The organism is Micromonospora sp. DT229, assembly GCF_049844505.1.
Classification (GTDB): Bacteria; Actinomycetota; Actinomycetes; order Mycobacteriales; family Micromonosporaceae; genus Micromonospora.
In genome coordinates this window covers 151635-172365 of the sequence record NZ_JBNCLD010000011.1, presented here as the reverse complement: position 1 = coordinate 172365, position 20731 = coordinate 151635, and the positions used below count along the sequence as shown (strand labels likewise).

Annotated in this window: 20 protein-coding genes and 1 pseudogene; 13 read left to right on the top strand and 8 right to left on the bottom strand. The window is 71.3% G+C overall.

Translation table 11 applies throughout. The features are described from left to right. Positions 1–174: 174 nt before the first annotated feature. Positions 175–867: a Crp/Fnr family transcriptional regulator gene (locus ACLQ2T_RS19110; RefSeq protein WP_327027030.1), complete on the bottom strand. Its 693-nt coding sequence runs from the start codon at positions 865–867 to the stop codon at positions 175–177. A 258-nt stretch (positions 868–1125) separates the two neighbouring features. On the opposite strand from ACLQ2T_RS19110, the gene ACLQ2T_RS19105 reads away from it, so the two are divergent. The 6 genes and pseudogenes from ACLQ2T_RS19105 to ACLQ2T_RS19080 all read left to right on the top strand — a co-directional run bounded on the left by ACLQ2T_RS19105 (position 1126) and on the right by ACLQ2T_RS19080 (position 5489). After that, positions 1126–1623, top strand: coding sequence for a polyadenylate-specific 3'-exoribonuclease AS (locus tag ACLQ2T_RS19105; RefSeq protein ID WP_425767704.1), 498 nt, complete (start codon positions 1126–1128; stop codon positions 1621–1623). An 82-nt stretch (positions 1624–1705) separates the two neighbouring features. Further along, positions 1706–2203, top strand: coding sequence for a pyridoxamine 5'-phosphate oxidase family protein (locus ACLQ2T_RS19100; RefSeq protein WP_425767703.1), 498 nt, complete (start codon positions 1706–1708; stop codon positions 2201–2203). Between the two features lie 147 nt (positions 2204–2350). After that, positions 2351–3343, top strand: a pseudogene (locus tag ACLQ2T_RS19095) (6-phosphofructokinase); the annotation flags it as partial. A 161-nt stretch (positions 3344–3504) separates the two neighbouring features. Next, positions 3505–4266 carry a pyrroline-5-carboxylate reductase gene (gene proC, locus ACLQ2T_RS19090; protein WP_425767713.1) on the top strand — a complete coding sequence of 254 codons (762 nt, stop codon included), beginning with the start codon at positions 3505–3507 and terminating at the stop codon, positions 4264–4266. A gap of 128 nt (positions 4267–4394) precedes the next feature. Continuing rightward, entirely contained in the window at positions 4395–4763 is a 369-nt protein-coding gene (locus ACLQ2T_RS19085) for a DUF2203 domain-containing protein (protein ID WP_425767702.1), read from the top strand. Between the two features lie 159 nt (positions 4764–4922). After that, on the top strand, positions 4923–5489 hold the full coding sequence (locus ACLQ2T_RS19080) for a GNAT family N-acetyltransferase (RefSeq protein ID WP_425767701.1): 567 nt from the start codon (positions 4923–4925) through the stop codon (positions 5487–5489). A gap of 116 nt (positions 5490–5605) precedes the next feature. On the opposite strand, the gene ACLQ2T_RS19075 is transcribed toward ACLQ2T_RS19080, so the two are convergent. Beyond that, a complete protein-coding gene (locus tag ACLQ2T_RS19075) occupies positions 5606–6283 on the bottom strand; it encodes an NADPH-dependent F420 reductase (protein WP_425767700.1) in 678 nt (225 codons plus the stop codon). Positions 6284–6336: 53 nt separating this feature from the next. After that, positions 6337–6822, bottom strand: a complete 486-nt coding sequence (locus ACLQ2T_RS19070; RefSeq protein WP_425767699.1) for a glutathione peroxidase — start codon at positions 6820–6822, stop codon at positions 6337–6339. A 203-nt stretch (positions 6823–7025) separates the two neighbouring features. Between ACLQ2T_RS19070 and ACLQ2T_RS19065 the strand changes: the two genes are divergently transcribed. The 4 genes from ACLQ2T_RS19065 to ACLQ2T_RS19050 all read left to right on the top strand — a co-directional run bounded on the left by ACLQ2T_RS19065 (position 7026) and on the right by ACLQ2T_RS19050 (position 11947). Then, entirely contained in the window at positions 7026–8630 is a 1605-nt protein-coding gene (locus ACLQ2T_RS19065) for a glycosyl hydrolase family 18 protein (RefSeq protein ID WP_425767698.1), read from the top strand. Positions 8631–8831: 201 nt separating this feature from the next. Further along, positions 8832–9311: a hypothetical protein gene (locus ACLQ2T_RS19060; RefSeq protein ID WP_425767697.1), complete on the top strand. Its 480-nt coding sequence runs from the start codon at positions 8832–8834 to the stop codon at positions 9309–9311. An 87-nt stretch (positions 9312–9398) separates the two neighbouring features. Then, complete coding sequence (locus ACLQ2T_RS19055; RefSeq protein WP_425767696.1) at positions 9399–10805, top strand: class II 3-deoxy-7-phosphoheptulonate synthase; 1407 nt, start codon at positions 9399–9401, stop codon at positions 10803–10805. A 110-nt stretch (positions 10806–10915) separates the two neighbouring features. Beyond that, positions 10916–11947 carry a threonine aldolase family protein gene (locus tag ACLQ2T_RS19050; RefSeq protein WP_425767695.1) on the top strand — a complete coding sequence of 344 codons (1032 nt, stop codon included), beginning with the start codon at positions 10916–10918 and terminating at the stop codon, positions 11945–11947. Positions 11948–12069: 122 nt separating this feature from the next. On the opposite strand, the gene ACLQ2T_RS19045 is transcribed toward ACLQ2T_RS19050, so the two are convergent. Together ACLQ2T_RS19045 and pknB are read right to left on the bottom strand one after the other, a co-directional pair. Next, the gene (locus ACLQ2T_RS19045; RefSeq protein ID WP_425767694.1) at positions 12070–12930 is read right to left on the bottom strand and encodes a deoxyribonuclease IV; all 861 of its coding nucleotides are present in this window, start codon (positions 12928–12930) and stop codon (positions 12070–12072) included. After that, complete coding sequence (pknB, locus tag ACLQ2T_RS19040; protein ID WP_425767693.1) at positions 12930–14918, bottom strand: Stk1 family PASTA domain-containing Ser/Thr kinase; 1989 nt, start codon at positions 14916–14918, stop codon at positions 12930–12932. The genes ACLQ2T_RS19045 and pknB overlap by 1 nt, the downstream gene beginning before the upstream one ends. A 153-nt stretch (positions 14919–15071) precedes the next feature. Between pknB and ACLQ2T_RS19035 the strand changes: the two genes are divergently transcribed. Further along, complete coding sequence (locus ACLQ2T_RS19035; protein WP_425767692.1) at positions 15072–15455, top strand: Rv2175c family DNA-binding protein; 384 nt, start codon at positions 15072–15074, stop codon at positions 15453–15455. Positions 15456–15660: 205 nt separating this feature from the next. On the opposite strand, the gene ACLQ2T_RS19030 is transcribed toward ACLQ2T_RS19035, so the two are convergent. After that, a complete protein-coding gene (locus ACLQ2T_RS19030; RefSeq protein WP_425767691.1) occupies positions 15661–16743 on the bottom strand; it encodes a polyprenyl synthetase family protein in 1083 nt (360 codons plus the stop codon). 9 nt (positions 16744–16752) lie between these two features. Next, on the bottom strand, positions 16753–17142 hold the full coding sequence (locus ACLQ2T_RS19025; protein WP_425767690.1) for a helix-turn-helix transcriptional regulator: 390 nt from the start codon (positions 17140–17142) through the stop codon (positions 16753–16755). Between the two features lie 395 nt (positions 17143–17537). Between ACLQ2T_RS19025 and metF the strand changes: the two genes are divergently transcribed. Together metF and ACLQ2T_RS19015 are read left to right on the top strand one after the other, a co-directional pair. Next, positions 17538–18455, top strand: a complete 918-nt coding sequence (gene metF / locus ACLQ2T_RS19020) for a methylenetetrahydrofolate reductase [NAD(P)H] (protein ID WP_425767689.1) — start codon at positions 17538–17540, stop codon at positions 18453–18455. A gap of 43 nt (positions 18456–18498) precedes the next feature. After that, positions 18499–19188: a CDP-alcohol phosphatidyltransferase family protein gene (locus ACLQ2T_RS19015; RefSeq protein WP_425767688.1), complete on the top strand. Its 690-nt coding sequence runs from the start codon at positions 18499–18501 to the stop codon at positions 19186–19188. 7 nt (positions 19189–19195) lie between these two features. On the opposite strand, the gene ACLQ2T_RS19010 is transcribed toward ACLQ2T_RS19015, so the two are convergent. Next, entirely contained in the window at positions 19196–20683 is a 1488-nt protein-coding gene (locus ACLQ2T_RS19010; protein WP_425767687.1) for a phytoene desaturase family protein, read from the bottom strand. Positions 20684–20731: the final 48 nt, after the last annotated feature.

Sequence of the window (20731 nt, the reverse complement as noted above, 5' to 3'; positions counted from 1 at the left end):
GCCGAGCCCCCAACTCGGGCGGCGACTACGGCCTGCTGCCCTACCGACCGGGCGTACTGACCCTGCAACGCTGACGGCGTGCAGATCCGGCTCGGGCACAGCCGGAGCGGGGGGGGGGGGCCCCCCCCCCCGCCCCCCCCCCCCACCGCTTCGTTCAGGGCCCGCTGCTGCCGGTCAGCGCTCGCTCATGCCGGCGCGACGACGCAGTGCCGGCACGTCGGTGACCACGATCCGACGGCCCTCGGTACGCAGCCAACCCCGGTTGGCGAACGAGCCGATCGCCTGGTTGACGCTCTGCCGGGAACCCCCGGCCATCTCCGCCAACTGGCTCTGGTTCAGCTCTATGGTGATCATCGGCGCCTGAGACTCGCCGGCGAGCCGCACCAGGGTCTTGGCGACCCGACCGGGCAGGTCGAGGAAGACATGATCGGCGTTCTGCTCGGTCAGGCGGCGGATCAACCCACCGAGGGAGCGCATCACCGCGTCCAGGATGCGCGGGTTCGAGTGCACCAGCTCCATGAAGGCGCCCCGGGACAGGGCCAGGGCGGTGCAGTCCTCGATGGCCTCCGCCGAGGCGGACCGGGTGGAGGCGTCGAGCAGGGAGACCTCGCCGAGCACATCCGGCGGTCGGATCACCGACAACACCGCCCGCTCACCGGTCGGTGCGGTGCGGAACACCGCCACCGCGCCCCGGCGCAGCACGATCAGCGATTCACCCGGGTCGTTCTCCACGAACAGGAGTTGACCCTTGCGGTACGTCCTCGGCACGGCAGCGGCGATCACCCGCTGGCGTACCTCGGGTTCCAGGCCGGCGAACATCTCCACGCCCGTGAGCGCGTCGCCCGGCTCCGGCAGGCGCATCTCCACGGCCCCACCCCCTCCCCCGGTCAAGGACCACATCGCTCACCGGGAGAGCCTGGTGGCCCCTGACTAGGCGAATCGACACCCGTTCGGCGTCCGGCAGCGGTACACATCAGATCATGACGGTCCGGTCGCGTGCTGTACACCCCTGAAGTCACTTCTGTGACAGCTTCAGCTGCGATGTCGCCGTTGCAGATGGTGTGGAAGCGCTCCCGGCTCGCCCCGCCCGCCGGTGCGGCACGGGCGTCAGCGAGGATGGCAGGGATGGTCTACCGCTATTTCTACGACTGCGAATTCATCGAGGACGGCCGTACGGTCGAACTGGTCTCGATCGGCATGGTCGACGAGTACGGCCGCGAGTTCTACGCGGTCTCCACCGAGTTCGACGCCTCCCGGGCCGTGCCCTGGGTTCGCCGCAACGTGCTGGACAAGCTGCCCTCCCCGGCGGACCGCGCCTGGCGCTCCCGCGAGCGGATCCGCGACGACCTGTACGACTTCCTGGTCGAGCCGATCCGTACGGGCGCTGCGGAGGAGTTGGAGCTGTGGGCCTGGTACGCCGCGTACGACCATGTGACGCTGGCCCAACTGTGGGGCGCCATGCCGGCCCTGCCTCGGGAGATTCCCCGGTTCACCAAGGATCTGCGCCAGCTGTGGGACGACCGGGGGCGGCCACGGCTGCCGAACGCCGAATCCGGCCGGCATGACGCCCTGGTCGACGCCCGGCACAACCTGGCCCGGTGGCGGGCGATGACCGGATCGTAGGTTTGGCCGGCTCCGCAGCGGGCACCGGTCCGTCCTGACGGTGGTCGACCCGAGGGAGCATCGCCATGAGGCGGGCGTCAGCATGAGTGACGAGGCGAGCGCCGTCCGCGCGGCCCGGCAGCGGATCACCGAGCTGATCCGGGCGGCGGGCACCTGCACCCTCACCACGATCTCGCTGGACGGTCGGCTGGTGGGCCGGCCGATGCTCCTGCAACGGGCGGCGTTCGACGGTGAGCTGTGGTTCTTCGCGTACGCCCGGTCGGCGACGGTGCGTCAGCTCCGGGTCAATCCGGAGGTCGAGGTGAGCCTCACCGACCCGGGGGAGCAGGTCCGGGCCTCGCTGTCCGGCACCGCCCGCGACGACCACGACCCGGCGCGGGCGGCCCGACTCTGGCAGCCTGAGCTGGCCGTGTGGTTCCCGGAGGGGCCGACCATGGCGGGGTTGACCCTGGTCGCCGTGCACCTCACCGCAGCCCGCTGCTGGGACCGCGCGGGTCTGCGCGGAACGGACCTGCTCGGCACCGCCGGGGCGGCACCGGCGGTGGTCGGTGTGCACCCCGATGAGGCTACTGGCCGGTAGTGGGGCGCGGTGTCCGGTCGTACCAGCGCCGACTACAGTCGCAGTGACGGCCCGCCCCGGGCCGGCAACGGCGCCGAAGGTCTGACGTGACGCATATCCTGGGGCTTGATCGGGCTTGACCAGATGCTCCCAGGAGGATGAGCGATCATGCGTATCGGCGTGCTCACCGGCGGCGGCGACTGCCCCGGCCTCAACGCGGTCATCCGGGCGGTGGTCCGTAAGGGCGTCGCCAGCTACGGCCACGAGTTCGTGGGTTTCCGGGACGGTTGGAAGGGTCCGCTGGAGGGCCTGTCCCGCCCGCTCGGCATCGCGGAGGTCCGGGGGATCCTGCCGCGCGGCGGCACCATCCTGGGCTCCTCGCGGACCAACCCCTTCAAGATCGAGAACGGCGTCGAGCGGATCAAGGAGAACCTTGCCGCCCAGGGCGTCGACGCGCTGATCGCCATCGGTGGTGAGGACACCCTGGGTGTCGCCACCAAGCTGCACGAGCTGGGCGTTCACGTCATCGGGGTGCCGAAGACCATCGACAACGACCTCGGCGCCACGGACTACACCTTCGGCTTCGACACCGCGGTCAACATCGCGATGGAGGCCATCGACCGGCTGCACACCACCGCCGAGAGCCACCACCGCACCCTGGTGGTCGAGGTGATGGGCCGGCACGCCGGCTGGATCGCCCTGCACGCTGGCCTGGCCGGCGGCGCCAACGTGATCCTGCTGCCGGAGCGGGCCTTCGATGTCGAGCAGGTCGCCGGCTACGTCGAGAAGCGCTTCCAGCACCAGTACGCCCCGATCGTCGTGGTCGCCGAGGGCGCCCAGCCGATGGAGGGCCAGATGGTCCTCCAGAACCAGGAGCTGGACGCGTTCGGCCACGTCCGGCTCGGCGGCATCGGCCAGTGGCTGGCCGAGCAGTTGGAGGCCAAGACCGGCAAGGAGGCCCGCACCGTCGTGCTCGGGCACATCCAGCGCGGCGGCACCCCGACCGCCTTCGACCGGGTGCTGGCCACCCGGCTGGGTCTCCAGGCGATCGACGCCGCCCACGAGGGCGACTGGGGCAAGATGGTCGCCATGCAGAGCACGGACATCGTCCGGGTTCCGCTGGCCGAGGCCACCCGGGAGCTGAAGACGCCCCCGGTGGCGCTCCCCCGCGCGCCGGCTCTCTGCTGCGCCCGCTTAGGGTGGTTGGGCCGCGGGGGGGCCCCCCGGCCCCCCCCCGACGCCCATCTTCAGAGGGGGTACCTCAGGTGTCAGCCGGAGTGCGCACGGTCGCGGTGATCGGGGCGGGCAAGATCGGCGAGTTGATGCTGTCCGGCCTGCTGCGCTCCGGCTGGCCGGTGGACCGCCTGCTGGCCACCGCCCGTCGACCGGCCCGCGCCGAGGAACTGGCCGCCCGCTACGGCGTACGGGTGGTGGACAACCTCACCGCGGTCGACGAGGCCGAGGTGCTGGCCGTGTCGGTGAAGCCCCAGGACGCGGCGGTACTGCTGGAGGAGATCGGGCCGAAGGTACCCGCCGGCAAGCTGGTGATCTCCCTCTGCGCCGGCCTGCCCAGCAGCTTCTTCAGCCGCCGGCTGCCCGAGGGCACCCCGGTCGTGCGGGTCATGACCAACACCCCCGCCCTGGTGGACGAGGCGATGACCGCCATCTCCGCCGGGGCGTACGCCACCGGGGAGCACCTGGCGCTGGCCGAGGAGATGTTCAAGCCGCTCGGCTCCACCATCCGGGTGCCGGAGAGCCAGCAGGACGCGGTCACCGCCCTGTCCGGCTCCGGCCCGGCCTACTTCTACCTGCTGGTGGAGGCGATGACCGACGCCGGCATCCTGCTCGGCCTGCCCCGCCAGGTGGCGCACGACCTGATCGTGCAGACCGCGATCGGCTCGGCGGTGATGCTGCGCGACTCCGGCGAACATCCCGTGAAGCTGCGCGAGGCGGTCACCTCACCCGCCGGCACCACCATCTCCGCCGTGCGCGAGCTGGAGAATCACGGCGTACGCGCCGCACTGCTGGCCGCCCTGGAAGCGGCCCGCGACCGGGCCCGCGAACTGGCCGCCCAGGCCGAATAGCCGCCCCCACCGGCGTACGGTGATCCACTCCGTTACGCCGGTATGGCGGGTTCCCCGCGCCGGTGAAACCGCCGGATCAGCGAAACGGAGTCGATCATGCCCGGCGCCGGTACCGCAGGACCATCCGGGTGACGCATACTGGCGCGGTGTTCACTCTCGCCCAGGCCCGGCACCTGGTGGCCACCCTGCAACCTCGGATCGACGAGCTGATCCGGGTCCGCGCCGACCTGACCGAGTTGCAGGTTGATCTGACCAACCACGGGCTCAGCGCACTCGGCGGACGGCCCGAGGCCAAGGCCCTGGAGGCGCGGCTGCACGCCATCTGCGACGAGATCGGGCAGCACGGCATCGAGATCAAGAGTGTCGCACCGGTGCTGCTGGACTTCCCCGGTGAGCGCGCGGGCCGCCAGGTCCTCTGGTGCTGGCTGGAGGGGGACACCGACGTGCGCTGGTACCACCGGGTCGACTGCGGCTTCGGCGGCCGCCGCCCCGCCTGACCCTACGTCCACCTGGGACAGACCCGTCCCCTCCCTCGGCTCCACCGACCGTACGCTGATCCGATCGTTGATCAGCTCAGGGGAGGGCCGGCACATGTCCGAGGGGGTTCGGTGGGGGAGCGTACGTCCACGACGATGGTGCCATCGGGGAGGAGTCTGATGTTCACCATGCCGTTGACCGCCGACGCCGAGCTGCGTCCGCTCAATCCGTGGCACGCCGAGGAGTTCCTGGCCAATCTGGACCGGGCCCGGGAAAGCATGACGCCCTGGGTGTCACCGGCCTTCGTGGCCACCGACCTACCGCAGGCGCGGCACGTGTTGCAGCGCTACGCCGACCGGTGGGCCCGCGACGACGGTGGCATCTGGGGCATCTGGTCGAACGGGAAACTGGTCGGTGGGGTGCTGTTGGTGTCATTGAACGCCGAGACGGGAGTCTGCGAGGCGGGCTGCTGGTTGGAACCGGCCGCCGTGGGCGGCGGCCTGGTGACCCGTGCGGTCAGCCGACTCATCGACTGGGCCATCGACGAGCGCGGCCTGCACCGGGTCGAATGGCGGGTCGTCACCGGTAACGTGCGCAGTATCGCGGTCGCCCGTCGGCTCGGAATGCGGTGCGACGGCGTCCTGCGTGAGGTGGCCCCGGGCCCGGACGGGCGGCTCGACCTGGAGATCTGGTCGCTGCTGGCACCCGAGTGGCGCGCCCGCCGCGCGGGTGCATCCGGCGACTGAGACGGCGCCGTCGCGGCGGTTGCGGGTGTCCCTGGTGGCCGCGATCGGCTGGTACGGGCTGCGGGCCGCCGCCGACGACAGGCCGGTCACCGCCTGAGGTCGGCGGCGGCCACAGGTCAGCCCCGCTTGGCCTCGGCCAGCGCGGCACGCACCTTGTCGGCGTCGCCGGGGGCCTCCCGCTCCCAGTTGGCCGGGTCGGCGGAGTAGATGGTGCCGTACGCCGGGGTGTCCGGCTGGAACCGCCAACTGTCGGCGAGGCTGCCGGCGTCGACCGCGTCATAGCCGATCCGGTCGAGGAAGCCGGTGACGACCGCCTTGGCCTCGGCGTCGTCACCGGCGATCGGCAGGGCACTGCGGTCCGCCGCACCGGCGGGTCGGGCCAGGGTGAGCAGGTGCTTGAAGAAGATGTTGTTGAACACCTTCACCACCCGGGCCTCGGGCAGATGCTGTTGCAGCAGCTCACTGCTGGTGGCCCTGTCCTCGTCCAACTCGGGGATCTGGCCGTCGCGCTGCGGGTAGTAGTTGTTGGTGTCGATGACGACCTTGCCGGCCAGCGGTTGCGCCGGCACGGACCGGTACGACTTGAGCGGGATGCTGACCACCACCAGGTCACCGGCCCGAGCCGCCGCGTCGGCCGTGCCGGCACTGGCCCTCGACCCCAACTCCTCGACCAGGTCGGACAGGGTCTGCGGCCCCCGCGAGTTGCTCAGCACCACCTCGTACCCGGCGGCCACCGCCAACCGCGCGAGGGTGCCTCCGATGTGTCCACTTCCGATCAGGCCCACGACCGACACGTCCACCTCCATCGACTCGGCTCTCCCGTCGAACCTACGCCGCTGGTGGAGGATCAGGGCAGGATCTTCTCCAGGGCGGTGCGCAGGGTGGGGTCCTCCGGGGTGACCGTCGGATCGAAACGGGCGGCCACGGTGCCGTCCGGGGCGACGAGGAACTTCTCGAAGTTCCACCGGATGTCCCCGGTGTGGCCGTCGGCGTCGGGGGTGTCCACCAGGGCGGCGTAGAGGGGATGACGGTCGGTGCCGTTGACCTCGACCTTCTCCGTCAGCGGGAAGGTGACGCCGTAGTTGACCTGGCAGAACTCGCTGATCTCCGCAGCGCTGCCCGGTTCCTGGCCGCCGAACTGGTTGCACGGCACGCCGAGCACCACCAGCCCACGGTCGGCGTACTCGTCCTGAAGGGCCTGTAGACCGGCGTACTGGCCGGTGAGGCCGCAGCGGGAGGCGACATTGACCACCAGCAGGGCCTTCCCGCGGTACTGGGCGAGATCGGCCGGGCCGCCGGTGAGGGAGTTGATCTGGGTGTCGAAGACGGACATGGCGCGAGGGTACCCGCCGCCGCCGCCGTACCGGATCATGCCGCGCGGCGGCGTCTACCGCCAGGTAACAGCGAACGACCGGCGACGACGTGGTTTCTCACCGGGCCGGCAAATCGATACATCGACATCTTGACGAAGTGTGGTCGCGTGAGTAGCGTCTCCTCAACAATTTGGAAAGTTTCCTAACTGTTTGGAGGCGCCACATGAAGAGATCGCTCCGCCGGGCCCTCTGGGTCGGCGCCGCGGTCGCGGTGACCGTCGCCACGGTCCCGATGGCCTCGGCGTTCGGCGCCGGAAGTGTGACCACCTCGTTCGCCCGGGTGCAGGATTGGGGGACCGGTCACGAAACGAGGGTCACCATCACCAACGGTTCCAGTGCCAGCGTCAGCACCTGGCGCATCGAGTTCGAGCTGCCCTCGGGCACCAGCATCAGCAGCTCCTGGGACGCCGACGTCACCCGCGACGGCAACCGCTACGTGGCGGTCAAGAAGAGCTGGGCCGGTGCCTTGGCGCCGGGCGCCTCCTTCAGTTGGGGCTACAACGGCACCGGGGGGTACCGGGCGCCGCTGAACTGCACCGTCAACGGCGTGGCCTGCGGCGGCGGCACCCCACCCCCGACCACCCCGCCACCGACCACGACGGCGCCGCCTCCGCCGACCTCGCCGCCCCCGACCACGCCGCCCCCGCCGCCGGGTGGACAGAAGGTGGTCGGCTACTTCGCCCAGTGGGGGGTCTACGCCCGCAACTACCACGTCAAGAACATCCACACCAGCGGCTCGGCGTCCAAGCTGACCCACATCCTGTACGCCTTCGGCAACACCACCGGCGGCCGCTGCACCATCGGCGACAGCTACGCCGACTACGAGAAGGCGTACACCGCGGCGGAGAGCGTCGACGGGGTCGCCGACACCTGGGATCAGCCGCTGCGAGGCAGCTTCAACCAGCTGCGCAAGCTCAAGCGGATGTACCCGCACATCAAGGTGATCTGGTCCTTCGGTGGCTGGACCTGGTCCGGCGGCTTCACCCAGGCCGCGCAGAACCCGACCGCCTTCGCCGAGAGCTGCTACAACCTCGTCGAGGACCCGCGCTGGGCGGACGTCTTCGACGGCATCGACATCGACTGGGAGTACCCCAACGCCTGCGGTCTGACCTGCGACGCCAGCGGCCCGAACGCGTTCAAGAACGTGGCTGGCGCGCTGCGTACCCGGTTCGGTTCGAACAACCTGGTCACCGCCGCGATCACCGCGGACGGCAGCAACGGCGGCAAGATCGACGCGACCGACTACGCCGGCGCCGCCACCCACCTCAACTGGATCATGCCGATGACGTACGACTACTTCGGCGCCTTCAACCCGCAGGGCCCCACCGCCCCGCACTCGCCGCTCTACTCGTACTCCGGCATCCCGCAGCAGGGCTTCTGGTCGGACGCGGCCATCCAGAAGCTCAAGAGCAAGGGCATCCCGGCCAACAAGCTGCTGCTCGGCATCGGCTTCTACGGCCGGGGCTGGACCGGGGTTACCCAGACCGCACCGGGCGGCACCGCTACCGGCCCCGCCCCGGGCACCTACGAGCAGGGCATCGAGGACTACAAGGTGCTCAAGAACACCTGCCCGGCCACCGGCACCGTCGGTGGCACGGCGTACGCCAAGTGCGGCAGCAACTGGTGGAGCTACGACACCCCGTCGACCATCGGCGGCAAGATGACGTACGCCAAGAACCAGGGTCTCGGTGGCGCCTTCTTCTGGGAACTCTCCGGTGACACCAGCAACGGGGAGCTGATCAGCGCCATCCGGGGCGGCCTCGGCTGAATGTAAGGAAGGGCCCCCTGTTAACGCCTCCGGTAGAGCACGGGCCCCTTGTTAACACTCCGGCAGTCCGATCTTGCCGCGTGTTAATAGGGGGCCCTTCCTATGCAAAAGGCGATAACAAGGGGCCCTTCCTTACATCAGTGCGGGGTGTGACAGACTCGCCGGTCGGACGGTGCGATGTCCGCAGATCGGGAGGTGACGATGCGGGTTCACCGGCGCTCGGCCGCCCTCGCCCTGCTCACGACCGTGCCGTTCGCGCTGGTCGGTTGCGGACTGATCGGCGGCGAGAAGGAACCGGCGGAGCAGCCCGGTCGGGCACCGGCCGAGGAGGCCCTGGCGAAATCCCGCGAGCGGGTGCAGGCGTACCTCGACGCGATGGTGGCCAAGGACGTGGCGGCCGGGCGCAGTCAACTCTGCACGGTGCTGCACGACTCGTTCGACGAGGCCGCGACCGGGCCGAACGGTGACTTCGCCGACCACTTCACGGTGACGCAGACCGAGATCACCGACATCCGTCCGGGCTCTCTCGGGCAGGAGGTCAGCACTGTGGTGACCGTCACGGTGGGTAAGCGCAAGGCGGACCGGGGACTGTTGTTCACAGTCACCCGCGAGGGGCTGGACTGGTGCATCTCGGGCGAGCGCCCCGGTGGGTACAGCCCGGCACCCGCCCCGACGCCCTGACCTGCGACAACGCCCACGGACGTCCAGCTACCGGAACCCGGCCCCTCGATGGGCGGTCAGCGCCCAGGTCGCCGTACGCTTCTTGTCATGCGGCATGAGTGGCATCAGTTGAGTCATCCGGCGGTGGGCAGCCAGGTGTTGCAGACCAGCCGTCCGACCGTCGACTCCGTCGAGGACGAGGCCCTCGGTCTGGACCGCTGGCGAGAGTTGCCCCGCGCCCAGACCCCGCCCTGGGATGATCCGGCCCAGGTGGCCGAGGTCTGCAAGGTGCTCGACCGGGTTCCGTCGGTGGTCGCCCCGTACGAGGTCGACCAGTTGCGTCAGCGTCTCGCCCTGGTCTGCGAGGGCAAGGCCTTCCTGTTGCAGGGCGGCGACTGCGCGGAGACCTTCGCCGACAACACCGAGAGTCACCTGCTGGCCAACGCCCGCACCCTGTTGCAGATGGCGATCGTGCTCACCTACGGCGCGTCGCTACCGGTGGTGAAGGTGGCCCGGGTCGCCGGGCAGTACACCAAGCCCCGGTCGCTCCCGACCGACGCCCGGGGCCTGCCGGCCTACCGCGGCGACCTGATCAACTCGCTGGAGGCCACCCCGGAGGCGCGGGTCGCTGACCCGCAACGCATGATCCGGGCGTACGCGAACTCGGCCGCCGCGATGAACATGCTCCGTGCCTACCTCGCCGGTGGACTGGCCGACCTGCACGCCGTGCACGACTGGAACAAGGGCTTCGTACGCAACTCCCCGGCCGGGGAACGGTACGAGGCGATCGCCCGGGAGATCGACCGGGCTCTGGCCTTCATTCGGGCCTGCGGGATGACCGACGACGATGCCCTGCGTACGGTTACCCTCTACTGCTCCCACGAGGCCCTGGCCCTGGAGTACGACAGGGCATTGACCCGGGTCTCCGACCGACGGGCGTACGGACTGTCCGGGCACTTCCTGTGGATCGGCGAGCGCACCCGGCAGATCGACGGCGCCCACATCGACTTCATCTCCCGCATCGCGAACCCGATCGGGGTCAAACTCGGCCCGACCACCACCCCGGACGAGGCGATCGAGCTGTGCGAGAAGCTGAACCCGGAGAACATCCCCGGGCGGCTCACCCTGATCAGCCGGATGGGCAACCACAAGGTACGCGACGCGCTGCCGCCGATCGTGGCCAAGGTGACCGCCGCCGGGGCGAAGGTGGTGTGGCAGTGCGACCCGATGCACGGCAACACCCACGAGTCCTCCAACGGCTACAAGACCCGGCACTTCGACCGGATCGTCGACGAGGTGCTGGGCTACTTCGAGGTGCACCGGAGCCTGGACACCCACCCCGGTGGCCTGCATGTCGAGTTGACCGGTGAGGATGTCACCGAGTGCCTCGGCGGCGCCCAGGGCATCGAGGATCTGGACCTGCCCGACCGGTACGAGACCGCCTGCGACCCCCGCCTGAACACGCAGCAGTCACTGGAACTGGCCTTCCTCGTAGCGGAGATGCTCCGTGGCTGACGCGAGGAGTGAGCTTGCGAGCCCCGCAGTCGGCGGCCGGAAGGTGGCACTGTGGCTGACGCGAGGAGTGAGCTTGCGAGCCCCGCAGTCGGCGGCCGGAAGGGATGACCGTGGCTGAGAATCTCATCGATCTGCGTTCGGACACGGTCACCCGGCCCACCTCCGGGATGCGGGAGGCGATGGCCGCCGCCGAGGTCGGTGACGACGTCTACGGCGAGGACCCGACCGTCAACGCGTTGGAGGCCGAGGTCGCGGCGTTGTTCGGCCACGAGGCGGCGCTGTTCTGTCCGACCGGCTCGATGGCCAACCAGATCGCCCTGCAACTGCTGGTGCCGCCGGGCGCGGAGCTGCTCTGCGACGCCGACGCCCATGTGATCACGTACGAGATGGGGGCGGCTGCCGCGTACGGCGGAATCACCTCGCGGACGTGGTCGGCGGTGGGCGCGGACGTGGATCCCGACGTGGTCGCCGGCATGATCCGCCCCGACGGCTACTGGGCGGTGCCCACCCGGGCGATCGCGGTGGAGCAGACCCACAATCGTGGCGGCGGCGGAGTGATCTCCCTCGACACCCTGCGCCGGTTGCGCCGGGTCGCCGACGAGGCGCAGGTGGCGCTGCACTGCGACGGGGCCCGGATCTGGCACGCCCATGTCGCCGACGGGGTGCCGCTGGCCACCTACGGCGGGCTGTTCGACACCCTCTCGGTCTGTCTCTCCAAGGGGCTCGGCGCGCCGGTCGGCTCGCTGGTCGTCGGTGCCGCCGACAAGATCGAGCGGGCTCGGGTGATCCGTAAGCGGATGGGTGGCGGGATGCGCCAGGCCGGCATCCTGGCCGCCGCCGGCCGGTACGCCCTGGCCCACCACATCGACCGTCTCGCCGAGGATCACGCCAAGGCGGCCCGGCTCGCTGAGGCGATCGCCCCGTTCGGGGTGCTGGCCGCCCCGGTGCGTACCAACCTGGTCCCCCTGGACCTGACCAAGGCATCCCTGGACGCCCCCACCCTGGCCGCAGCGGCCCGAGCCGAGGGGGTACTCATCTCCGTCCTGGGCCCCCGCACCGCCCGCCTGGTAACCCATATGGACGTCCCCGACCCCGCCATCGACCAAGCCGCCACCACCCTCACCCACCTCCTCCGCGCCTAACCGCCCCTTTTCGCCCCGTTGATCATGAGGTTGGCGGCAGTATCCGATCTCCGCAGTGCCGTTAACCTCATGATCAACGGCGCCTGAGGGCCCCGGAGAGGGCCCGGGGGTGGGGAGGGGAGTTAGGGGAGGAGGCGGCGGAGGGTGGTTATGTCGGCGGCGTGACCTTCGTGGCGGGTGGTGGGGGTTTCCACGAGGATGGGGACGCCGGCGGTGGCGGGGTGACGCATCAGTTCGGCGAAGGCAGGCTCGCCGATGTTGCCCTTGCCGATGTTCTCGTGCCGATCCCGGGTGGAGCCGCACAGGTCCTTCGAGTCGTTGGCGTGCACCAGCCGGAGCCGATCCGCGCCGACGGTCGCCACCAGGGTGTCCAGGGTCTCGGTCATGCCGCCTTCGGCAGCCAGATCGTGCCCGGCCGCCCAGGCGTGGCAGGTGTCGAAGCAGACCCCCAGCCATGGATGCCGGTCCACCGCGTCAAGATAGGGGCCGAGCTGCTCCACCCGGCAGGCCAGCGACCGGCCGCCGCCCGCGCTCGGCTCGACCAGCAGCATCGGCCCGCCACTGTCGGCCGCCGAGTCCAGTAGCGGCAGCAAAGATTCGCGTACCTGCCGCATGGCCGCCTCGGCGTGCCCGGCGTCCACCGCGCTGCCGGCGTGGAACACCACCGCGCGGGCGCCGATCGCGGTGCCCCGGCGCAGGGCATGGGCCAGGGTCTGCTGGGACCGTTCGACCGTGGCCGGGGTCGGCGAACCCAGGTTCACCAGCAGCGAAGCGTGGATGTAGACGGCCACCCCCCGTTCGGCGCAGCCGTCGCGGAACAGGGCGTCCTGCACGGGGTCACCGGCCGGCATCGCCCAGCCACGGGAGTTGCCGACGTAGACCTGGGCCACCTCGGAGCCGGCGGCGTCGACGTACGGCAGTGCCGCCTTCGCCAGTCCACCCGAGGTGGGGGTGTGCGAGCCGATCGGCCGGTGGCTGGTCATCAGAAGCACCCGATGGTGATCTGGGTGCCCGGGGCCACCTGCGTGTTCTCGGGCGGGTTCTGGAACCGGGCCACGGCCGCCGGGTTGAACTGCACCGCCACCGGGAAGCCCTGGCTCTCCAACACCTGCTTGGCCTGCTGGCAGGGCAGGTCGATGACCCGGGGTACGGCCACCAGCGGTGGACCTTCGCTGACCTCCAGCCGGACCTGGGCGCCCTTCTCCACCCCGCTGCCGTCGGCCGGGCTCTGCCCGAGCACCTCGTCGCGGGGCTTGTCGGACTGCTTGTAGGTCGGTTCCACCAGGACCAGACCGAGCTGCGCGATCTGGGTACGGGCCTCGTTGAGACTCTTGCCGACCAGCTTCGGCACCGTGATCGGGGCGCGGCCCCTGCTCAGGATGACGGTGATCTCGTCGCCCGGCTCGACCTCCTTGCCGGCCTCCGGTTTGGTGGCCACCACCACGCCCTCGGGCAGGCTGTCGTCGTACCGGGCGTTGCCCTTGACGATCTTCAGTTGGGCGTTGACCAGGTCGGTCTCGGCCAGGTCGAACTCCTTGCCCACCACGTCGGGCATCGGGAACCGGGCCGGCCCCAGCGACAGGGTCAGGGTGATGGTGCCGCCCTTGAGGATCCGGGCGGCCGAGGCGGGCTCTTGCGCCACCACCCCGTCGCGCGGGATCTGCTCGTCGTGGCGCGGATCGGCGTACTTCAGGGTGAAGCCGCCCTGCGCCGCCTGCGCCTCCGCCTGGGCCTTGCTCATGCTGACCAGTTGCGGGGCGGTGGTGTAGCGGCCCACGCCGAACCACCAGCCGCCGAGGGCGGCCACCAGGCCGACCACCACCACGACGGCGGCGACCGCGAGACGTCCGTTCGACTCCCCCAGGAGACGGGTACGCCATCCGGCGAGTTGGGCCCACCGATTCCCGTCGCCGTCCGGGGCCGCCCGACGACGCCCCCGAGCGGGTGCCCCACCCTCGGGCAGTCGGGCCCAGGTCGGCCGCTCGGCGGGGCGGACCGTCGCCACCATCATGGTGGGCTGGGCGACCACCGGGTCGTCGGCCACCGCGGACAGCATGGCGGTCTGGGCGTTCGCGTTGCCGAGTCCGTCCCGGGCCACCTGCACCTCGGCCAGCAGCGCCCCGGCATCGACCGGCCGGGTCCCCGGATCACGGCGGGTGGCTCGGGCCACCAGGTCGTCGAGCACCCTCGGCAGGCCGGGCACCAGGGTCGACGGCGCGGGGACGTCCCGGTCGACATGCTGCCAGGCGATGTCGATCGGCCGGTCACCGTCGTACGGCACCCGGCCGGTGAGCATCTCGAACAGCACGATGCCGGTGGAGTAGACGTCCGTACGGGCGTCGGCCCGGCCGGTGGTGACCAGCTCCGGGGCGACGTACGCGACGGTGGCCATCAGCTGGTTGCCGCTGTCGTGGTCGGTGCTCGCCTCCACGGCCTGCGCCAACCCGAAGTCGGTGACCTTCACGACGCTGTCGACCAGGTTGGCCGGGCCGCCGCTGGGTGCCTCGGCGACGAGCACGTTCTCCGGCTTGACGTCGCGGTGCACCAGCCCGGCCCGGTGGGCGGCGGCCAGGGCGGCCAGGATCTGCTCGGTGATCGCCAGCGCCTCGTCCGGGTTGAGTCGACGCCGCTCGGTCAGCACCTCCCGCAGGGTACGTCCGCGGACGTACTCCATGACCAGGTAGGGCCGCCCGGCGTGGGTGCCCTGGTCGTAGACCGCGACCACGTTGGGGTGGGTCAGCCGGGCGATGGTCTTCGCCTCGTCGCTGAACCGGTCGACGAAGCTGGCCAGACCGGCCCGGTCCGTCGGCCCCGATGCCGAGTGAATGATCTTGACCGCCACGGTGCGTTCGAGTCGTTCGTCCGTGGCGGTGTACACGGTCGCCATGCCGCCACGAGCCACGCGACCGCGGATGCGGTAGCGCCCGTCGATCAGCGAGCCCAGCAACGTGTCGGCGACCTGTGTGTCCATCGGCAGGAAGTCTATGTGTCGGGGGATGAAGGTTGAACAGGATGCTACCGCCGAGCGGACCTCCTCGGGTCCGCCGTGGCGTCACGGACGGTGGTCGATCCTGGTCAGGGAGGCTGTTGACCCGGTCCCGGGAGGACGTGGCAGGGTGGTCGGGTGACCGACTCCGTACCCACCGACAACGCCGCGCCGGGGACCACCCCCGCCGGGCCGACGGACTGGCTGACCCTGCCGGACGTCGCCGAGCGGCTCGATCTGACGATCAGCAAGGTGCACCAGAGGATCAGGGACCGGGAACTGATCGCGGTACGCCGCGACGGTGTCCGCCGGATCCCGACCGACCTGGTGGCCAACGACACCGTGCTCAAGCACCTGCCCGGCGTGCTCAACCTGCTGGCCGACGCCGGCTACGACGACGAGGCGGCGCTGCGCTGGCTCTACGAGCCCGACCCGACCCTGCCGGGCGGAACCCCCGCCACCGCCCTCGCCGGCGACCAGGCCCGCGAAGTCAAACGCCGCGCCCAAGCCCTCGGCTTCTAACCCACCCCCACCCCTCCCACACCCCACCCTCCGCCCCGCCCTCGGCCTGCCCGCCCGCCCGCGCCCACATCGCCCGTCGATCTTGCACTTTGTGTCCCCGCGAATGGCGCAAAACACCCCATAGGGGCGACCAAAACTGCAAGATCGACGGCGAGGGCGGCGCGCGGCGAGGGAGCGGCGGTGAGGGGGTGGGGAGGGGGAGGGGTTAGTCGGTGCGGCGGGTGGCGGCTATGGCCAGGTCGACCAGGGACTGGCGGGCTTCGGTGTCCAGGTCGACGGCGCTCAACGCGGCGAGGGCGGCATCGGTGAGGGTGGCGATGCGCTGCTCGGTGCGGGCCAGGGCGCCGGTGGCGGTGATCAGGTCCCGTAGTCGGACCACCCCGGCCTGGTCCAGATCCTGGTTGCCGAGCCCGGCGAGCAGGACGGCCCGGTCGGCCTCGTCGGCCGCCTCCAGGGCCGCCGCCACCAGGTAGGTCCGCTTGCCCTCGCGCAGGTCGTCGCCGGCCGGCTTGCCGGTCTGGGTGGGATCACCGAAGACTCCCAGGACGTCGTCGCGCAGTTGGAACGCCTCGCCCAGCGGCAGCCCGTACGCCGAGTAGGCGACCCGTACGTCGGCGGAGGCGTCGGCCAGCGCCGAGCCGAGCAGCAGGGGCCGCTCGACGGTGTACTTGGCCGACTTGTACCGGGCCACCTTGCTGGCCCGCTCCAACGAGGTGTCCCCGGTGGCCTGGGTCACCACGTCGAGGTACTGCCCGACGGTGACCTCGGTACGCATCTCGTCGAAGTCCGGCCGGGCCCGGGCCACCGTCCGGGGATCCAGCCCGGCGGAGTGCAGCAACTCGTCGGACCAGACCAGGCACAGGTCGCCCAGCAGGATCGCCGCCGCGTCGCCGAAGCCGTCCGGAGAGCCACCCCAGCCGGCCGTGCGGTGCCAGGTGGCGAATCGGCGGTGCACCGCCGGCTCACCCCGCCGGGTGTCCGAACGGTCCATCAGATCGTCGTGGATCAGGGCGCTGGCCTGGACCAGCTCCAGCGCGGCCAGGGCGGTGACCACGGCGTCGGTGTCCACTCCGCCGGCTCCTCGGTAACCCCAGTAGGCGAAGGCGGGGCGTAGTCGCTTGCCGCCGCCCAGCACGAAGTCCTCGATCGCGTCGGCGACCGGCACCAGGGCCTCATCGAGGTCGGTCATCCACGATCGGCGGCCGGCGAGGAAGTCGGAGAGGGCCTGGTCCACCCGTTGGCGGAGGCCGGCCCGGTCGACCGGAGAGACAGGAGCAGCGTGGGTCACGTCCCGACGCTAGTAGGTCGGGTCGCGGCGCGCCGACCCACCCACGTTCCGGCGCGTCGCGACTCGCCGAGGGAGCCGGGTCGGTGGGCGCGCCGAAGCCGGCCGGCAGTGCCCGTGTCGCCGCTGTCGGTCGCCGGCCGCCGCTGTCGGGCCGTCGGCCTCGCCCGGGTCGGCCGGTGGATCGGACCGTACGCCGAGAACGGCGGCCAGCCAGCCGTGCCAGAACCGCCCGGGGGTACGCCGCTGGCGTTCCCACCGGGAGATCTCGTGCCGGCTGAGGGTCGGCACACCGGCGGCGGCGCACAATTCGGCGGCCAGCCGGGACTGGCTCCATCCTCGGGCCAGCCGTAACCGGGTCAGTGGCGGCCCGGACAGCGGATCGGACGGGTGCGGGAACATCGGTCCTCCGGAGGTCGACACGCGGGATGGCCGGCCCGGACTCGGACCACCCATCGGTGGATCATGACCCCCGCGCGGCCCCCTGCGGTCCGCAGACCACCCGCGCTGAGACCAACAGATATCCCAGGGGTCCGACGTTTTCCCGACCGGCGGACTGGGCCTGGCCGCACCGGGTGACAGGATCGGGCCCGCACCGGGAACTGGGCCCGGCCCGCACCGGGGAGCGGGACCGGCCGCATCCGGGAACGGGACCGGCCGGACCCGGGAACGGGACCCGGGGAACGGGACCGGGCCGCACGATGGAAGTGGGCCGGGGGTGCCTGAGCAGCCGGGCAGTGATCCCTGGCAGTGGGAAGCGGATAGGGATCTGTGGACTCTCCGGCTAGAGTCGATGCGTGGCGCTCGGTTTACCCTCGGTCCTCCCGAATCCGCAACCAGCGATCGGGGAGCTGGTCCGTGACTGCCAGCCGACCTTCTCCTTCGAGTTCATGCCGCCGAAGACGGCGGAGGGCGAGCGGCTGCTCTGGCAGGCGATCCGTGAGCTGGAGTCGTTGCGGCCGTCGTTCGTCTCGATCACCTACGGTGCCGGCGGGTCGACGCGGGACACCACTGTCTCGGTCACCGAACGGGTGGCCACCGAGACCACCCTGCTGCCGATGGCCCACCTGACCGCGGTCAACCACTCGGTGGCCGAGTTGCGGCACGTGATCGGGCGGCTGGCCGGTGTCGGGGTACGCAACGTGCTGGCCGTGCGGGGTGACCCGCCCGGTGACCCGACCGGTGAGTGGGTCCGGCACCCCGAGGGTGTCGACTATGCCGAGGATCTCGTCCGCCTGGTACGCCGCTCGGGCGACTTCAGCGTCGGGGTGGCCGCCTTCCCGTACCGGCATCCGCGTTCGCCGGACATCGCCACGGACACCGAGCACTTCGTCCGCAAGTGTCGGGCCGGTGCCGATTTCGCCATCACCCAGATGTTCTTCGACGCCGAGGAGTACCTCCGCCTGCGTGACCGGGTGGCCGCCGCCGGCTGCGACACCCCGATCCTGGCCGGGGTGATGCCGGTGACCCGCATCGGCACGATCGAACGCTCCGTGCAGCTGTCCGGGGCCCCCTTCCCGCCGGCGCTGGCCGCCCGGTTCGAGCGGGTCGCCGACGACCCGGAGGCGGTCCGCCGGCTCGGCATCGAGCAGACCAGCGAGATGTGCCAGCGGCTGCTCGACGAGGGTGTGCCGGGCATCCACTTCATCACCTTCAACCGGTCCACCGCGACCCGGGAGATCTGGCAGAACCTGCGGGTGGGCGCCTCGAAGTGAGCTCGTCGGCGCGATACCTCAGCGCCGCCGCGACGGTTGAACCGTGGTGGGCAGACAGCTGAACTGGAACGAGTACGCCACCGCGTGGGCCCGACTGCACGGTGGGTTCGACCCCCGTGCCGCCACGCCGGTGGTACGCGGTTGGCTGCGTCTGTCGTACCATCTCGGGTTTCTGCTGGGTCGGCTGCGGGTCGGTCCGACCGCGGTGACGGCGGTCGGCGTACTGCTCTGCCTCTGTGTGCCGTTGTTCGCGGTGCGCCCGGGTGACGGTCCGTTCCTCGGCGCCCTGTTCGTGTTGCTCGCCTCGGTGGCCGACAGTGTCGACGGGGCGGTGGCGGTGGTTACCGGGCGCACGACCCGGCTCGGCTACGTCTACGACTCGCTGGCCGACCGGATCGGTGAGGTCGCCTGGCTGGTGGCGTTCTGGCTGGTCGGTGCGCCGGGTGCGCTGGTCGTCGCGGCCGGCGCGCTGTCCTGGCTGCACGAGTACGTCCGGGCCAGGGCGGTCGCCGCCGGGATGCGGGAGATCGGCGCGGTGACGGTGGGGGAGCGGCCCACCCGGGTCTGCGTGGCCCTGGTGGGGCTGCTGCTGGCCGGCCTGACCGGGCTGATCCAGCCGGATCTGGCGGCCGGCACCATCACCATGGCGACCGCGGTGTGGGTGCTGCTGGCCGCCTTCGGGCTGGGGCAACTGCTCTCCGCCGTACGCCGGGCGTTGATCGACGCCAACTGAGTTGCCTCTACCAGGCGGGGCCGACGGCATCGGCGACGATCTGGGCGGACAGGGTCACCATCGGCAGGCCGCCGCCCGGGTGACTGGAGCCGCCGACCAGCCACAGGCCGCGCGCCGGTCCCCGGTTGGCCGGACGCAGCAGGCCACCGGCGGTGCCGTAGATGGTGCCGCCCGGGGCGCCGGTGGCGGTGGCCAGGTCGGCCGGGGTCCGGATGTCCCGGAACACCAGCCGGTCGCGGACCTCCACGCCGCGTTCGGCCAGCACCTCCAGGATCCGATCGGCGTACGCCTGCGCCAGCCCCGGTCGACGCCAGTCGATCGCACCGGGGGCGGTGCCCTGGCGGGCGGCGTTGACCAGCACGAACCACGCCTCGTGGCCCTCCGGGCGGACCGCCGGATCGTCGGCCACGGTGACGAAGACCGTCGGATCGGCGGCCGGGCGGGCCCGGACCCCCCGACCCGGGTCGCCGAAGACCGCGTCGAACTCGGCGTCGTAGTCGCGCGGGAAGAAGACGTTGTGGTGGGCCAGCCCACTCTCCCCGCGTACGCCGAGCAGCAGCACGAAGCCGGCCAGGCTGCGGTCGGTGAGCCCGGCCAACCGGCGGGCGTCCGGCAGCAGGTCACGGTAGACCGTCAGCGCGTCGACATTGGCCACCACCACGTCGGCGGGGATCGGGGCGCGCTGGTCGGCCACGCGTACCCCGTGCACCCGTCCACCGGTGGCGTCGATCCGGGTCACCGTGGTGCCGGTGCGCACCACCACCCCCAGGTCCAGGCAGCGCGACAGCAGGGCGTCGGCCAGGGTGCCCAGCCCGCCACGCAGGTACCAGCCGCCGAAGGTCAACTCGGCGTAGGGGACCGCGACCAGGGCGGCCGGGGCCCGACGCGGGTCGGCGCCGGTGTAGGTGGCGTACCGGTCCAGCAGCATCCGCAGTCGTGGATCGGACAGGTGCGACCGGCCCAGTCCGCGCAGGCTCTGCCCGGGGCGGATCGCCGCCAGGTCGCCCAGTCGCCAGGCCAGTCGGGCCAGGTCCCGGGGGGAGTCGACCCGGCGGCGCAGGATGTCGTGTTCGCTGGCCCGCCACACCCGGGCCGCGCGTCGCCACAGCCGCTGCCAGTCGGCGGCGGCCCGGTCACCGAGGGCCGCGCCGATACGGGCGGTGAACTCCGCCGGGTCGGCGCAGGAGTCCAGCACCGGAGCACCGTCGGGGAAGACGTGCCGCACGATCGGGTCCAGCGGCACCAGGTCCAGGTACTCGTCCAGCTTCGCCCCGGTGGCCTCGAACAGTTCGTGGAAGACCTCGGGCAGGGTGAGCAGGCTGGGCCCGGTGTCGAAGTGGAACTGGCCGGACGGGGTGTCGCGGGTGTGTCGTCCCAGCTTGCCGCCGACCGTGTCGGCCCGTTCCAGAACGGTCACCTGGTGCCCGGTGACAGCCAGCCGGGCGGCGGTGGCCAGCCCGCCCACCCCGGCCCCGACGACCACGATCCGCGCCATGCCGCGTCCTCCCCTGACCGTGTCGAGGTCCCTGCTCCGGCCCGCCGA

What these genes read in the sequence shown, in the direction of transcription:
- ACLQ2T_RS19105 (WP_425767704.1), top strand. Translation starts at nt 1,126, where the DNA reads ATGGTCTACCGCTATTTCTACGACTGCGAATTCATCGAGGACGGCCGT.
- ACLQ2T_RS19100 (WP_425767703.1), top strand. Translation starts at nt 1,706, where the DNA reads ATGAGTGACGAGGCGAGCGCCGTCCGCGCGGCCCGGCAGCGGATCACC.
- proC (WP_425767713.1), top strand. Translation starts at nt 3,505, where the DNA reads ATGCTGTCCGGCCTGCTGCGCTCCGGCTGGCCGGTGGACCGCCTGCTG.
- ACLQ2T_RS19080 (WP_425767701.1), top strand. Translation starts at nt 4,923, where the DNA reads ATGTTCACCATGCCGTTGACCGCCGACGCCGAGCTGCGTCCGCTCAAT.
- ACLQ2T_RS19070 (WP_425767699.1), bottom strand. Translation starts at nt 6,822, where the DNA reads ATGTCCGTCTTCGACACCCAGATCAACTCCCTCACCGGCGGCCCGGCC.
- ACLQ2T_RS19065 (WP_425767698.1), top strand. Translation starts at nt 7,026, where the DNA reads ATGAAGAGATCGCTCCGCCGGGCCCTCTGGGTCGGCGCCGCGGTCGCG.
- ACLQ2T_RS19060 (WP_425767697.1), top strand. Translation starts at nt 8,832, where the DNA reads ATGCGGGTTCACCGGCGCTCGGCCGCCCTCGCCCTGCTCACGACCGTG.
- ACLQ2T_RS19055 (WP_425767696.1), top strand. Translation starts at nt 9,399, where the DNA reads ATGCGGCATGAGTGGCATCAGTTGAGTCATCCGGCGGTGGGCAGCCAG.
- ACLQ2T_RS19045 (WP_425767694.1), bottom strand. Translation starts at nt 12,930, where the DNA reads ATGACCAGCCACCGGCCGATCGGCTCGCACACCCCCACCTCGGGTGGA.
- pknB (WP_425767693.1), bottom strand. Translation starts at nt 14,918, where the DNA reads ATGGACACACAGGTCGCCGACACGTTGCTGGGCTCGCTGATCGACGGG.
- ACLQ2T_RS19025 (WP_425767690.1), bottom strand. Translation starts at nt 17,142, where the DNA reads ATGTTCCCGCACCCGTCCGATCCGCTGTCCGGGCCGCCACTGACCCGG.
- ACLQ2T_RS19010 (WP_425767687.1), bottom strand. Translation starts at nt 20,683, where the DNA reads ATGGCGCGGATCGTGGTCGTCGGGGCCGGGGTGGGCGGGCTGGCCACC.